Here is a 13,305-nt window from a genome sequence, read left to right as displayed (position 1 = left end):
CCGAACGCACCGGAAACTATTCCGCAGCGACCGCGGCTGCGTCGCATGCAGGCATGTCGCAGTTCGGCGCGGCAAGGCTGCGCTGGCCGGCGAGCACGATGACCAGCGCGATTGTGCCCGATGCCACCGATACCCAGAACCCGTTCTGCGCGCCGAAAGCGTCCACTACCCAGCCGGCGGCGAACGAGCCGAGCGCCATGCCGATGCCGATGCCGGTCATCACCCAGGTCACGCCCTCGGTCAGCACCGCCTCGGGCACGCGCCGTTCGATCAGGCCAAATGCCGTGATGAAGGTCGGCGAGATTGCCACGCCGCTGACGAAGACGGCCAGTGCCAGCAGCGGCACGGTGTCGGCGACGAGCAGCGGCAGCGAGGTAAGCGCAATGATGGCGATTGCGATGGCAAGCTGAATCTGCAGCGGCACTTTCAGGTTCAGGGCGCCGATGATGATGCCGACGACGAACGATCCGAGCGCGTAGACGCCGATGACGAAGCTGGCGGCGCCCGGCTGGGCAAGCTCCTTCGTGATCGCCACGGTGCTCACCTCCGTGGTGGCGAAGGTCGCGCCGATGAAGATCAGGGCCAAGGTGATGATCTGGACCGGCCGCAGCCGGATTGCCGAGCCGCCCGAACCGTGTTCCACCGGTCGGGCTCGCGGTTCGGTCGAACGCTGCAGGATGAAGGCCGTCGAACCGAAGGCGAGGAACAATGTGCTCGCGAGCACTCCCGCTTCCGGGAAAAGCGCGACGCTCAGCCCTACCGACAGCGATGCGCCGGCGATGTACACCAGTTCGTCCGCCGCCGACTCGAAGGCGAACGCCGTGTTCAACTCGGGGCGGTTGCGAAAAATCTCGGTCCAGCGTGCGCGCACCATTGCCGGTATGCTGGGCATGATGGCGGCGAGCAGCGCCGAGACGAATAGCGTCCATATCGGCCAATGCTGATTGGCCGCTGCAATCAGGATCGCAAAAGCGAGCGTGGAAATCATGGTGGTCGGCACCACAATCCGCGTCTGGCCGAGGCGGTCCACCAGTCGCGATACCTGCGGGGCGACAAAAGCGTTGGCCAGCGCATATGTCGCGGAGACGGCACCGGCCAGCCAGTATTCGCCATCGGTCTGCGACAGCATCGCGACGATCCCGATCGGAGCCATGGCCATCGGCAGCCGGGCAACGAAGCCGGCGGCGGCAAAGCCCTTGGCGCCCGACGCGCGAAAGATCTGGGAATAGGGATTTTGCATGGTCTGGCTCCTCGACAACGGCCGGTTCGGCGATTACATACGTAGCGTATGAGTTTAAATAGATCATACGCGGCGTATGTCAATTGGCATACGAGACGTATGGTAATAGGGCCAGAGCATGCATAGACCACGCAAGGAGATGATTGCCGAAACCCGCGCCAAGCTGATCGGAGCGGCGCGCCAGGCCTTCGGCACGCTCGGCTATGCCGAAGCCTCGATGGATGACTTCACGGCATCGGCCGGGCTGACGCGCGGTGCGCTCTATCATCACTTCGGCGACAAGAAGGGCCTACTCCAGGCGGTTATCGCCGAGATCGACGCCGAAATGGCAGCCCGGCTGAAGGTCGTTTCGGCCAAGCCGGGCAATCTCTGGCAGGGCTTTGTCGACGAATGCACCGCCTATATCGAGATGGCGCTGGAGCCGGAGATCCAGCGTATCGTGCTTCGTGACGGGCCGGCGGTGCTCGGCGATCCATCGCAATGGCCAAGCCAGAGCACATGCATCCGCTCGATGACGGAGAGCCTGCAAAGACTGAGCGACGAGGGGACAATTCTCGCCGTCGATCCCGAAGCCGCGGCAAGGCTGGTCAGCGGCGCTTCGTTGCATGGGGCGCAGTGGATCGCAAATTCGAACGATCCCGAAGCGACGTCGAAGAAGGCAGTGAAGGCGTTCAAGGTTCTTCTGGAAGGGCTGCTCAATCGCACCGGCAAGCTGCCTAAGCCTGATCGATCGTCAGCGAAGCAGCCCCAGATTGACCGATCACCGGCCTGAGGTCATTCTTTTCGCCGATCCCAGGCGGCTCGCGGTGGGCTCAGCCGACGCCGGTTGCCTAAACCCTGTTGAACATCGCCTCACCAGCGCGCGAAAACATGGCCAAAGCGGCGAGGCGCGCCTATATCGGGGCATGGTCACGCGACTTTATACCCACCCGATTTTCCTCGAGCACATAACACCGCCCGGTCATCCGGAGCGGCCGGACCGTTTGCGCGCCATAGAGCGTGTGCTTGACGACGAGGCGTTCGCGGCGCTCGATCGCGTCCAGGCGCCGGAAGGCAACGAGGCAACCATCCTCTACGCACATCCGCCCGAATTCGTCAAACGGGTCCGTGCAGCGATACCGGACACCGGCATCGCCCGTATCGATGCCGACACCACCGCCAGCCCGAAGAGCTGGCAGGCGGCCGTGACCGCGATCGGCGCAGCCAACGCCGCGGTCGACGACGTCTTCACCGGCCGTGCCGAAAACGTCTTCGTCGCCGCACGGCCGCCCGGCCATCATGCCGAAAAGACCACCTCCATGGGTTTTTGCCTGTTCAACACCGCCGCGATCGCGGCACGCTACGCGCAGAAGAACCATGGCGCCGACCGTGTCGCCGTCGTCGACTGGGATGTACATCACGGCAACGGCACGCAGGACATTTTCTGGGACGATCCATCGGTGCTCTATTGCTCGACACACCAGATGCCGCTTTACCCGGGAACCGGGGCTGTGAGCGAAACCGGCGCCGGCAACATCGTCAACGCGCCGCTGGCGCCGCAGAGCGGCAGCGATAGTTTTCGCGACGCCTTTCTGTCACGCATCCTGCCGGCGCTCGACAATTTTGCGCCCGATCTCATCATCATCTCCGCCGGTTTCGATGCCCACCACCGCGATCCGCTGGCCGAGATCAACCTGACTGAGGATGATTTCGACTGGGCGACCGGCCAGTTGCTCGAACGAGCCGGGCGCCATAGCCGCAACCGGCTCGTCAGCGTGCTCGAGGGCGGCTACGATCTGCAGGGATTGGCATTTTCAGTCGCCGCCCATGTTGGGCGGCTGATGAAGGGATAGATGATGGCTGGTGAGACCAACGAGGACGTCAAGGCGATGAGCTTCGAGCAGGCGCTCGAGGCGCTGGAGAGGATCGTCGACGATCTGGAGCGCGGCGACGTTCCGCTCGACCAGTCGATCCGCATCTACGAGCGCGGCGAGGCGCTGAAGGCGCATTGCGACCGGCTGCTGAAGGCGGCCGAGGACAAGGTCGAGAAAATCAGGCTGTCGCGTGACGGCAAGCCGGTGGGGACAGAGCCGTTGGACGCGGATTGAGGCGCGGCGTCGAACGACAATTTTGCTTACCGGCTTTGGACATCATCACGATTGAGGGTAAAACTCATCCCGTTTGAAACGGCTCCAGGACGAGAGGAGATTGCGAAGGATGTGCAGAAACATCAAGACCCTGTTCAATTTCGATCCGCCGGCAACCAATGACGAGGTCCGCGATGCCGCACTTCAGTTTGTCCGCAAGCTGAGCGGAACGACGCGGCCGTCGAAACAGAACCAGCATGCGTTCGACCATGCCGTCGAGGCCATTGCCGCCTCGGCGCGCGAATTGCTCGACAGCCTCGAGGCGACGCAGCATCCGCGCAATCGCGAAGAGGTGGCGGCCAAGGCGAAGGCCAAATCCGCACTTCGCTTCGCCTGAGGGGACCGCGTGAGCTTCTTTCCCGGAAACGATCCGCAGATGGGCGATGCCTTCGCCAGCGATCAGATCGAGCTGATGGTCATTCCGAATGCCAAGGATATTGGCGGATTTCAGGTTCGCCGCGCCTTGCCGACGGCCAGGCGCCGGCTGGTCGGACCCTTCATCTTCTTCGACCGCATGGGTCCAGCCGTTCTGCGAGCGGGCCAGGCGCTCGACGTGCGTCCGCACCCACATATCGGCCTGTCTACGGTGACTTACCTGTTCGACGGCAAGATCAGGCACCGCGATTCGCTCGGCACCGAGATGGTAATCCAGCCCGGGGACGTGAATTTGATGACCGCCGGCCGTGGCATCGTCCATTCGGAGCGCACGCCGGAAGAACTGCGCGGCGCGCCGATGTCGGTTTCCGGCCTGCAGACATGGCTGGCGCTGCCGGACGGCAAGGAGGAGGTCGCGCCGGTCTTCGAGAACACCGCAGCCCTGCGCCTGCCCGAAGTCGAGGCCGAGGGGGTCAGCGGCCGTGTGATCATCGGTGCGTTTTCCGGACTGCGCTCCCCGGTCGCCACCGCTTCGGACACGCTTTATGCCGATCTCAGGCTGGCGCCGGGTGCCAGCGTGAAAATCCCGGCCGATGCCGAGGAGCGCGCCATCTATACGCTGGAAGGCGAGGTTTCGATATCCGGTGACCGCTTTCCGGCCGAGCGGCTGCTGGTCTTCCGGCCCGGCGACGAAATCGTTGTCTCATCGGAACGCGGCGCCCATTTCATGCTGTTTGGCGGCGCCTCGCTCGGTTCGAAACGCTATATCTGGTGGAATTTCGTATCGTCCTCAAAGGAACGCATCGAGCAGGCGAAAGAAGAATGGAAGACAGGCCGCTTCGATATCGTTCCTGGAGACGAGCAAGAGTTCATCCCGCTGCCCGAAAGCTGATGCGCGTTACCGCCACATTTACATTCGCCGGCCAGCGGCATATTTCACGATGAACAGAAAATCTGACCAGGCTCGCAAACAGTGAACGCAAAGCCCGATACGCCGCTTCTCGACAAGGTCCGCGTCCCAGCCGATTTGCGCACGCTTGCCGAAGGCGACCTGCCGCAGCTTGCGTCAGAGCTTCGCGCCGAACTGATCGACGTCGTTTCCCACACCGGCGGCCATCTCGGCGCCGGCCTTGGCGTGGTCGAGTTGACCGTCGCGCTGCACTACGTCTTCAACACGCCGGACGACCGGCTGATCTGGGACGTCGGCCACCAGGCCTATCCGCACAAGATCCTGACCGGCCGCCGCGACCGCATCCGCACGCTGCGCCAGGAGGGCGGCCTGTCCGGCTTCACCCGTCGCGTCGAGAGCGAATACGATCCGTTCGGCGCAGCCCACTCCTCGACCTCGATTTCAGCCGGCCTCGGCATGGCGATGGCGCGCGATCTGTCCGATGGCCGCAACAATGTCATTGCCGTCATCGGCGACGGCGCCATGTCGGCCGGCATGGCCTATGAGGCGATGAACAATGCCGGCGCACTCGATGCCCGGCTGATCGTCATCTTGAACGACAACGATATGTCGATCGCTCCGCCGACCGGCGCAATGAGCGCCTATCTGGCCCGTCTGGCGTCGGGCAAGACCTATCTGGGCTTGCGCGATTTCGGCAAGAAGCTGACGTCGTATCTCGGCGAGCGCGCCGATCGCGCCATCAAGCGAGCGGTCGAGCATGCGCGCGGTTACGTCACCGGCGGCACGTTGTTCGAGGAAATGGGGTTCTACCACATCGGCCCGATCGACGGTCACAACCTCGAGCACCTGATCCCGGTGCTGAAGAACGTCCGCGACAATGCCGACGGCCCGGTGCTGATCCACGTCGTGACCCAGAAAGGCAAGGGCTACGCCCCGGCCGAGGCAGCGGCCGACAAATATCATGGCGTCAACAAATTCGACGTCATCACCGGCGCCCAGACCAAGGCGCCCGCCAATGCGCCGAGCTACACCAAGGTGTTTGCCGAAAGCCTGATCCAGGAGGCCCGAGAGGACGACCGCATCGTCGCCATCACCGCCGCCATGCCGAACGGCACCGGGCTTGACCTGTTCGGCGAAGCGTTTCCGGCGAGGACCTTCGATGTCGGCATCGCCGAGCAACATGCGGTGACCTTCGCCGCCGGTCTTGCCACGGAAGGCTTCAAGCCTTTCGCGGCGATCTACTCGACCTTTCTGCAGCGCGCCTACGACCAGGTCGTCCACGACGTGGCGATCCAGAAATTGCCGGTGCGCTTTCCGATCGATCGCGCCGGCTTCGTCGGCGCCGATGGTGCCACCCATTGCGGCGCCTTCGACACGACCTTCCTGGCGACGCTGCCCGGTTTCGTCGTCATGGCCGCGGCCGATGAGGCCGAGCTGCGCCATATGGTACGCACCGCTGCAAGCTACGATGACGGCCCGATCGCCTTCCGCTACCCGCGCGGCAACGGCGTTGGTGTCGAGATGCCGCAACGCGGCTCGGCATTGGAGATCGGCAAGGGCCGGATCGTCAGGGAGGGCACCAAGGTTGCGCTGCTTTCCTTCGGCACCAGGCTGCAGGATTGCCTGGCCGCGGCCGAGGAGCTTGGCGCGGCCGGGCTTTCGACCACGGTCGCCGATGCCCGTTTTGCCAAGCCGCTCGACGAGGACCTGATCCGGCGGCTGGCCCGTTCACACGAGGTGCTGGTGACGGTGGAAGAGGGCGCGGTCGGCGGCTTCGCCAGCCATGTGCTGCAGTTCCTGGCCCATGAAGGGCTGCTGGAGAGCGGCTTGAAGGTGCGCCCGCTGGTGCTGCCCGACACATTTGTCGACCATGCCAAGCCGGAAAAGATGTATGCCGATGCCGGGCTGGACAGCGCCGGCATCGTGCGCACCGTGTTCGTGGCGCTGGGGCATACCGCGCAGGCCCAGCGCGCCTAGTTTTTAGACGCATTTCCGGCGACGCCGAAGCGATTCAACTTGGCTGCAAGATGCTAGCCTGAATCAATATCTCAACTGCCTGAATCAAATTGCCGGCGAACAGTCGTAACCTGCTGTTTACGCTGCCGTTTGGCGATTTGCTTACCGTGTCCTTTGGCCGTTCTTCAACGCTGCCCTGCTAGAAGGCAACCAGGCAGGGGAAAGAAGACCAATGAGATCGCTTTTGGGCGGCATCGCGCTTGCGGCCATCTTCGCCGCGTCGGCCGGGGCCGAAACGCGCTACGACCGCAAACTCGAAGAGGCGGTGATGGGCATCGTCGCCGGCAAGATCGGCGAGATCCGTGGCGGCTTTTCCTACAAGCAGGCGCCGCAATTTGTCGTCATGCCAGATACCTCACCGAAGGCGTCAATTTCCGTTGACCGGCCGCGCCCGCAGGTGTTCGGCGACAGCAGCGACGGTCTGACGCCGGCCGTCGAACGGCGGGTTTCGCGGACCATATTCTAAAGCATGATCCCGAAGAGACTCTAGAAACTAGAACCACATATCCCGCACACAGCGACCATCTCTCGGCAAATCCTCGAATGCATCGAGACCATCGAAATGGTCGATCGGGAGATCGGCGACGGCCTCGGGCGGCGCAAGCCTCACATTGACGGCGATGCGGTAGCGCCCAGCCGCATCGGGATGCAAACCGCGCCAGGCCAGGACGCAAGCGCAGGTTGGGCAGAAGAGAATCTCAAGCGAAGGATGAGCCTTTCCGACGCGCCGATAGGCGCTTACGGGCCCGGCAAGGCGGATGCGTTCGTCGACATGGTCATAAGCCCAGAGCGTGCCGTAGCGACGGCAAAGTGTGCAATTGCAGGCAGTGATCGAACCGGGATCGCCCTCCAGGGTCCAGTGGGCTGCGCCGCAGTGGCAGGTTCCCGTCAGCATGTTTCCTCCTCCACGTTTCGACGGCTAAACGGCATCTCTTTCTTAGCATTGCGTCGGATCTCGTGCGAGGTTCGACAAACAGCGGAGTGGCTTGATGCGTTCACCCGTTGCCAACTATGCATTGTCTCATCGCCAATATCCTTGCCATCATCGTTGGCATTCGCCATGAAGGCCGATGACTTCCCTTCCGCCAGCCAGCATACGCCAGCGGCTCGACGAATTGCTCGTCCAGCGCGGTCTGTTTGCCAGCCGCTCGCGTGCCCGCGACGCGGTCGAGCGCGGCACCGTGACGGTCGATGGCATCGTCGCCCTCAAGCCGGGCCAGGCCGTTCTGCCTGAGTGCAACATTGTCGTTGACGATCCGGCGCAGGGTTACGTGTCGCGCGCCGCACTGAAGCTGAAGGCTGGTCTCGAGCATTTCGCCCTCGACCCCACCGGCAGCGAAGCGCTCGATGTCGGCGCCTCGACCGGGGGCTTTACGCAGGTGCTGCTCGAACGCGGCGCGGCGCATGTCACCGCGATCGATGTCGGGCACGGCCAGATGCACTCCGACATTGCCGGCGATCCGCGCGTGACGGTAATTGAAGGCCTGAATGCGCGCCAACTATCGGCCGCCGATCTCGGCGGCCGTGTGCCGGATTTCATCGTCTCGGATGTCAGCTTCATATCGCTGAAACTGGCGCTGCCGCCGGCGCTTGCCTTGGCCAGGAATGGCGCAAAAGCTGTGTTTCTGGTCAAGCCGCAATTCGAGGCCGGCCGCGAGGCGATCGGCAAGGGCGGCCTGCTTAAGGACCCCTATGATGCGGCGCGCATTGCCGGCCTGATGCAGGACTGGCTCGATGCCATTCCCGGCTGGCGCTCGCTGGGGCTTCATCTGTCACCGATAGAGGGCGGCGACGGCAACCGCGAGTTCCTGCTCGGCGGCATCAAGGACGTCGAGACCCAGAAGCGATGAGCACCCGTTTCACGATCGCAAGGTTGGGCTCGCAGGGCGACGGCATCGCCGAGACGGAAACCGGCGAGATTTTCATTCCGTTCGCGCTGCCGGGAGAGGTCGTCACCGCCGCGCGGGAGAAAGATCGCGCCACCTTGATGTCGGTCGTTGAGGCTTCGCCGTTGCGGGTCGATCCGCCGTGCCGGCATTTCGGCGCATGCGGCGGCTGCGCCGTCCAGCATCTCGAGACTGAAGCCTATCACCGGTGGAAGCGCGAAAAGGTCGTGCATGCGCTGAAGAGCAAGGGCATCGCTTGCGATGTCGGGGCGCTGGTGCCGTGCGCGCCGCACACGCGCCGCCGCGTCGTCTTCACCGCCCGGCGGAGCGAGGCGGGAATGCAGTTCGGCTTCGTTCGCGCGCTGTCATCCGAGATCATCTCGATCGAGGAATGCCCGATCTCGGCGCCGCAGATCGTCGCTGCGCTCGACCGTTTGAGGATGCTTGCCGGACTGATCTGCACCACGACCAAATCGTTCCACATGGCGGTGACGGTGACCGGTTCCGGCCTCGATGTCGCGGTTCACGATTCCGGCAAGCTCGGCGAGAACCAGCGCCGCGTCGCTTCCAACTTCGTCATCGCCGAGGGGCTGGCCAGGCTGTCGGTCGACGGCGAGATCATTATCGAACCAAACAAACCGGTCGTCCTGTTTGGTGGCGTCGCCGTCGCAGTGCCTCCGGGCGCTTTCCTGCAGGCGACCGAGGCTGCCGAACAGGCGATGGCCAACATTGTCGGCCAGCATTTCGCGCGCGCCAAAAAGGTCGCCGATCTGTTCGCCGGCTGCGGCAGCTTCGCGCTGCGCCTGGCCGCAAGATCGGAGGTTCATGCGGTGGAAGGCGATGCGGCAGCACTCGCGGCGCTCGACCGGGCATTCCGTTTCGCCAGCGGCCTGAAGCGGGTGACCGGCGAACGTCGCGACCTGTTCCGGAGGCCGCTCACATTCAAGGAGTTGAATGCCTTTGACGGCGTTGTCTTCGACCCGCCTCGCGCCGGCGCCGAGGACCAGTCGAAGCAGATCGCGCGCTCCTACGTGCCGCTCGTCGCTGCGGTGTCTTGCAATCCGGTAACGCTGGCGCGGGACCTACGCATCCTCATGGACGGCGGCTATACCCTGAAGAGCGTGACGCCGATCGACCAGTTCCTGTGGTCGCCGCATGTCGAGGCCGTGGCGCTGTTGGAGAAGCCGAGACGAAGACGCTAGCAGCCAGGGCCTGAAACGCGCACCAAAAAAGCACATTTTTAGCGCACGTCGTTCAGACCGTGCTAGGGAATTGCCATGAGCACCGCAGCCTTCGAAATTTCGCCATCGTGCTTCGGCGAGGAGCGGGCGCCGTTTCTCTCGCCAAGGCGGGTCGCTGAACTGCTAGGGGTCAATACGACAGAACTGGCGGGGCTGACCGGTCTCGCGCGCAACACGCTTGCCGCCGAGTCCGGTGCGCGCAAGGTCGACGCCGCATTGAGTCCCATCGTCCGTATCCTGGCGATGGCCGGCGAGATGGCCGGTGATGAACATCGTGCGGCGATCTGGTTCAAGCATCAGCCGATCCCCGGTTGGGCCGGAAAGACCGCCTACGATCTGGTTCGCGAAGGCAAGACGGACAAGGTGCTTGCCTATCTGGAGGCAGTCCGCTCCGGCATCTATGCCTGAAACCAGGCTGACCCTGTGGCGCGCTTTTGTGCCGCGCTGGGCCGCTGTGAGCTGCTATGCTTCTTGCACGCGTTCGTATCCGGCCGCCTTCGCGGCCCTGACGAACTTGCGGTCAAAAGTCGCGAAGCCAGCGCAGTGAGCGGACTTGCCCAGATGCAGCGCATCAGCGAAATCCAACCCCTGTTCCGAGAGGTCGAGCGCGGACGACACGACCGCCCCGTCTTCCACCTCTACCGTGGGAAGCCCGCTAAACACCCGTAGCGTACGGGCGATTTCAAGCGGCGCAAAACCGTAGGCGCTGCGCAACACCCATTCGACTTCCAGCATCACCGTGACGGCGACAAAGACCGGCTGGCTATCGATCAGCGCCCGGGCGCGGGAAGACTGCGACGGGTGATCGCCCGTCAGGTAGCGGACGATCAGGTTGGTATCAATTGCGAGCATGGCGCCGCCGCGCTTCGGCGAGCACGCCCGCGTCCATTTCCTCCAACGTCTTCGGCCTGCCACTATAGCGCAGCGATCCAAACACGTCCTCTGGCCGTGTCTCGGCGAAGACTGGCGCAGGCTTCAGTAGCACGCCCTCCGGGGTATCCTCGACCAGAAGGCGTGTGCCGGCATGCCATTCCCTCCGTTTCCGGATCGCGCTGGGCAGGATGACCTGTCCCTTGGTCGAGACCGTAGTTACGAGCTTCTTTGCGGCAGCCATCTGCGCACGTCCTTAGGTGTAAGACGAATGTAAGATAGTCGAAGCTCTCCGCAAATTCAAGGCGCAAGCTACTCCTACTTAAAGCGATGACAAGGCAGTGGGCGACGGGGATTGGTTGTTCCGGAGCGGCGATAATTCGGCGTCAACTCCATCAAACCCTGGTGCCGCCGACTGTCATCTGGTTCATCCTGAGATGCGGCTGGCCGACGCCGACCGGCACGCCCTGTCCGGCCTTGCCACACATGCCGATGCCGGTGTCGAGCTTCATGTCGTTGCCGATCATCGCCACACGATGCATGGCATCCGGCCCGTTGCCGATCAGCATGGCGCCCTTGATCGGTTGCGTCACCTTGCCGTTCTCGATCATGTAGGCTTCGGTGCAGCCGAACACGAACTTGCCCGAAGTGATGTCAACCTGGCCGCCACCGAACGACACGGCATAGATGCCGTTCTTGACCGAGGCGATGATCTCGTTCGGCTCCATGTCGCCCGCTGTCATGTAGGTGTTGGTCATGCGCGGCATAGGCTCGTGCGCGTAACCTTGGCGTCGCCCGTTGCCGGTGGCTTTCATGCCCATCAGCCGGGCGTTCTGGCGGTCCTGCATGTAGCCGACCAGCTTGCCATCGTCGATCAGCACGTTATGGGCCGATGGCGTGCCCTCATCGTCGACGGTAAGCGAGCCACGCCGCTCGGGCAGGGTGCCGTCGTCAACGACGGTGACGCCTTTCGCCGCCACCTGCTGGCCAAGCAGGCCGGCAAAGGCCGACGTCTTCTTGCGGTTGAAATCGCCCTCCAGCCCGTGGCCGACGGCCTCGTGCAACATGACGCCCGGCCAGCCGCTCGACAGCACGATGTCGAAAGTGCCGGCAGGTGCTGGAACCGCTTCGAGATTGACCAGCGCTTGCCGCAATGCCTCCTTGGCCGCGTGCCGCCAGCTGTCCTCGATCAGGAATTCACCAAAATCCTTGCGGCCTCCCATGCCGTAGGAGCCGCTCTCCTGGCGGTCGCCGTCGCCGACCACCACCGACACGTTGATCCTGACCAGCGGACGGATGTCGCGCACCATCTGGCCGTCGGCGCGCACGATCTCGACATGCTGCCAGGAGGCGGCGAGCGATGCCGTCACCTGCCTGACGCGCGGATCCTCGGCCCGCAGCCATGCATCGATTTCCTGAAGCAGCTTGGCCTTGGCCTCGAAGGAAGGCGAGGGGATAGGGTTTCCGTCGCCGTAGAGATGGCGGTTGGTGCGGGCAGGCGCTGCGGCAAGCGTACCGGAATAGCCGCTCTTCACCGTCGAAACGGCATCGGCGGCGCGCAGCAGCGAGGCTTCGGAGAGATCGCTGGAATGGGCGTAGCCGCTGGCTTCGCCGGCGACGGCACGCAGGCCGAAACCCTGGTCGGTGTTGAAATTCGCGGTCTTCAGCTTGCCATTGTCGAACATCAGCGATTCGCTTTCGCTATATTCGAGAAACAGTTCGCCGTCGTCGGCGCCGTTAATAGTCTCGGCAACGATTTGCTTGATGCGATCGTCGGAAATGTCAAATTGGCCGATCAGGCTGTTCATGGCAGGTCCATTCGCAGGAGGATTGTTTCCCACGATGTAGGCGCGAAGGCCCGCACAGACAATCTGAAATGAGATTTGCCGTGACCCGGCCGGTCAACATCACTGGATCTGCTACAAGACCCAGTCTCAAGGCAGGGCGGCGAAGCCGTCGGCGAAACCCTTGAGGTCGACGGGAATGCCGATGCCCTCTTCCGGCGTCTGGAAGACGATGAAGGTGGCGGACGTACCGGTCTTCAGCGTGTCGAGCAGCGGCTTTTCCAGGATGACCTCGGCATAGCAGCCGTCCTGGAAACAGCGCACGAAATAGGCGCGGCCGATATCCTTGCCGTCGACATTGAGGCCGAGGCCGTTGGGCAACAGCACGCCGAGCGGCGCCAGCACACGCAGGATTTCGGCCTTGTTGTCGGCTGTGCGCAGCACGACGACGGAAAGACCCATTTCCGGACGGTCCTCGGCGACGACGTTCTGCATCATCACGCATTGTTCGGATGTAGCACCGGCGGGCGTATCGCAGATGATCGACCACGCCCCATGCGTTGACTTCACCGTGCCGCTTGGCTGCGCGGCATTGGCCAGGCCGGCACCGGACAAGCCTATTGCGGCGGCAACAAAGATGACCTTCGCCAAGGTTCTCGAAAGCCAAGGGTTCATGACGGCTCCATTGCGAATCACGGCACTTTAAGCCGCACTAAACCCAAGTAAAGGACGAGACCCCGGCGATCTGCCCCGACACAGGCGACAATGCGCTTTTCAGTGCCAATTTCGCCCTAATTGCGACGGCTCCGCACGCCGCGCGGCTCATTCTACCCGGATGCCGCTCTGGTGATTCGCGG

The 13,305-nt window shown here is 63.4% G+C and carries 16 protein-coding genes; 10 read left to right on the top strand and 6 right to left on the bottom strand.

Translation table 11 applies throughout. From position 1 onward, the window contains the following. Window positions 1-16 precede the first annotated feature (16 nt). A complete protein-coding gene (locus NKJ81_RS07810) occupies window positions 17-1,240 on the bottom strand; it encodes an MFS transporter (protein WP_352470665.1) in 1,224 nt (407 codons plus the stop codon). Window positions 1,241-1,358: 118 nt separating this feature from the next. Here NKJ81_RS07810 and NKJ81_RS07805 point away from each other — a divergent pair, with 118 nt between their 5' ends. The 7 genes from NKJ81_RS07805 to NKJ81_RS07775 all read left to right on the top strand — a co-directional run bounded on the left by NKJ81_RS07805 (window position 1,359) and on the right by NKJ81_RS07775 (window position 7,133). Continuing rightward, on the top strand, window positions 1,359-2,012 hold the full coding sequence (locus NKJ81_RS07805) for a TetR/AcrR family transcriptional regulator (protein WP_352470664.1): 654 nt from the start codon (window positions 1,359-1,361) through the stop codon (window positions 2,010-2,012). Between the two features lie 133 nt (window positions 2,013-2,145). After that, window positions 2,146-3,072: a histone deacetylase family protein gene (locus NKJ81_RS07800; protein WP_352470663.1), complete on the top strand. Its 927-nt coding sequence runs from the start codon at window positions 2,146-2,148 to the stop codon at window positions 3,070-3,072. Window positions 3,073-3,075: 3 nt separating this feature from the next. After that, window positions 3,076-3,327, top strand: coding sequence for an exodeoxyribonuclease VII small subunit (locus tag NKJ81_RS07795; RefSeq protein WP_031211056.1), 252 nt, complete (start codon window positions 3,076-3,078; stop codon window positions 3,325-3,327). A 109-nt stretch (window positions 3,328-3,436) separates the two neighbouring features. Then, window positions 3,437-3,703: a DUF2277 domain-containing protein gene (locus NKJ81_RS07790; RefSeq protein ID WP_352540105.1), complete on the top strand. Its 267-nt coding sequence runs from the start codon at window positions 3,437-3,439 to the stop codon at window positions 3,701-3,703. Window positions 3,704-3,712: 9 nt separating this feature from the next. Further along, window positions 3,713-4,633: a pirin family protein gene (locus NKJ81_RS07785; RefSeq protein ID WP_352540104.1), complete on the top strand. Its 921-nt coding sequence runs from the start codon at window positions 3,713-3,715 to the stop codon at window positions 4,631-4,633. 81 nt (window positions 4,634-4,714) lie between these two features. Beyond that, the gene (dxs, locus tag NKJ81_RS07780) at window positions 4,715-6,628 is read left to right on the top strand and encodes a 1-deoxy-D-xylulose-5-phosphate synthase (protein ID WP_352540103.1); all 1,914 of its coding nucleotides are present in this window, start codon (window positions 4,715-4,717) and stop codon (window positions 6,626-6,628) included. 211 nt (window positions 6,629-6,839) lie between these two features. Beyond that, the gene (locus NKJ81_RS07775; protein WP_352449894.1) at window positions 6,840-7,133 is read left to right on the top strand and encodes a hypothetical protein; all 294 of its coding nucleotides are present in this window, start codon (window positions 6,840-6,842) and stop codon (window positions 7,131-7,133) included. Window positions 7,134-7,160: 27 nt separating this feature from the next. On the opposite strand, the gene NKJ81_RS07770 is transcribed toward NKJ81_RS07775, so the two are convergent. Beyond that, window positions 7,161-7,562: a GFA family protein gene (locus NKJ81_RS07770; RefSeq protein ID WP_352449893.1), complete on the bottom strand. Its 402-nt coding sequence runs from the start codon at window positions 7,560-7,562 to the stop codon at window positions 7,161-7,163. Window positions 7,563-7,737: 175 nt separating this feature from the next. Here NKJ81_RS07770 and NKJ81_RS07765 point away from each other — a divergent pair, with 175 nt between their 5' ends. The 3 genes from NKJ81_RS07765 to NKJ81_RS07755 all read left to right on the top strand — a co-directional run bounded on the left by NKJ81_RS07765 (window position 7,738) and on the right by NKJ81_RS07755 (window position 10,202). Then, window positions 7,738-8,517 (top strand): TlyA family RNA methyltransferase, encoded by a 780-nt coding sequence (locus NKJ81_RS07765; RefSeq protein ID WP_352470660.1) that lies wholly within the window; start codon window positions 7,738-7,740, stop codon window positions 8,515-8,517. Continuing rightward, window positions 8,514-9,755 carry a class I SAM-dependent RNA methyltransferase gene (locus NKJ81_RS07760; RefSeq protein ID WP_352540102.1) on the top strand — a complete coding sequence of 414 codons (1,242 nt, stop codon included), beginning with the start codon at window positions 8,514-8,516 and terminating at the stop codon, window positions 9,753-9,755. The genes NKJ81_RS07765 and NKJ81_RS07760 overlap by 4 nt, the downstream gene beginning before the upstream one ends. Before the next feature lie 75 nt (window positions 9,756-9,830). After that, window positions 9,831-10,202 (top strand): antitoxin Xre/MbcA/ParS toxin-binding domain-containing protein, encoded by a 372-nt coding sequence (locus tag NKJ81_RS07755; protein WP_352470658.1) that lies wholly within the window; start codon window positions 9,831-9,833, stop codon window positions 10,200-10,202. 54 nt (window positions 10,203-10,256) lie between these two features. On the opposite strand, the gene NKJ81_RS07750 is transcribed toward NKJ81_RS07755, so the two are convergent. The 4 genes from NKJ81_RS07750 to NKJ81_RS07735 form a co-directional block, all read right to left on the bottom strand. After that, on the bottom strand, window positions 10,257-10,646 hold the full coding sequence (locus NKJ81_RS07750) for a type II toxin-antitoxin system VapC family toxin (RefSeq protein ID WP_023674128.1): 390 nt from the start codon (window positions 10,644-10,646) through the stop codon (window positions 10,257-10,259). Beyond that, complete coding sequence (locus NKJ81_RS07745; protein WP_352449889.1) at window positions 10,633-10,908, bottom strand: AbrB/MazE/SpoVT family DNA-binding domain-containing protein; 276 nt, start codon at window positions 10,906-10,908, stop codon at window positions 10,633-10,635. Before NKJ81_RS07745 ends, NKJ81_RS07750 begins: the two co-directional genes overlap by 14 nt. A 151-nt stretch (window positions 10,909-11,059) precedes the next feature. Further along, window positions 11,060-12,472, bottom strand: coding sequence for a metalloprotease TldD (gene tldD / locus NKJ81_RS07740; RefSeq protein ID WP_352540101.1), 1,413 nt, complete (start codon window positions 12,470-12,472; stop codon window positions 11,060-11,062). 126 nt (window positions 12,473-12,598) lie between these two features. Continuing rightward, complete coding sequence (locus NKJ81_RS07735; RefSeq protein WP_352449887.1) at window positions 12,599-13,123, bottom strand: invasion associated locus B family protein; 525 nt, start codon at window positions 13,121-13,123, stop codon at window positions 12,599-12,601. Window positions 13,124-13,305: the final 182 nt, after the last annotated feature.

This window comes from Mesorhizobium sp. M0018 (assembly GCF_040323955.1).
In the GTDB taxonomy this organism is placed as follows: Bacteria; Pseudomonadota; Alphaproteobacteria; order Rhizobiales; family Rhizobiaceae; genus Mesorhizobium.
The sequence above is the reverse complement of the archived record's forward strand: the minus strand, read 5'-3'. Positions and strand labels throughout refer to the sequence as shown.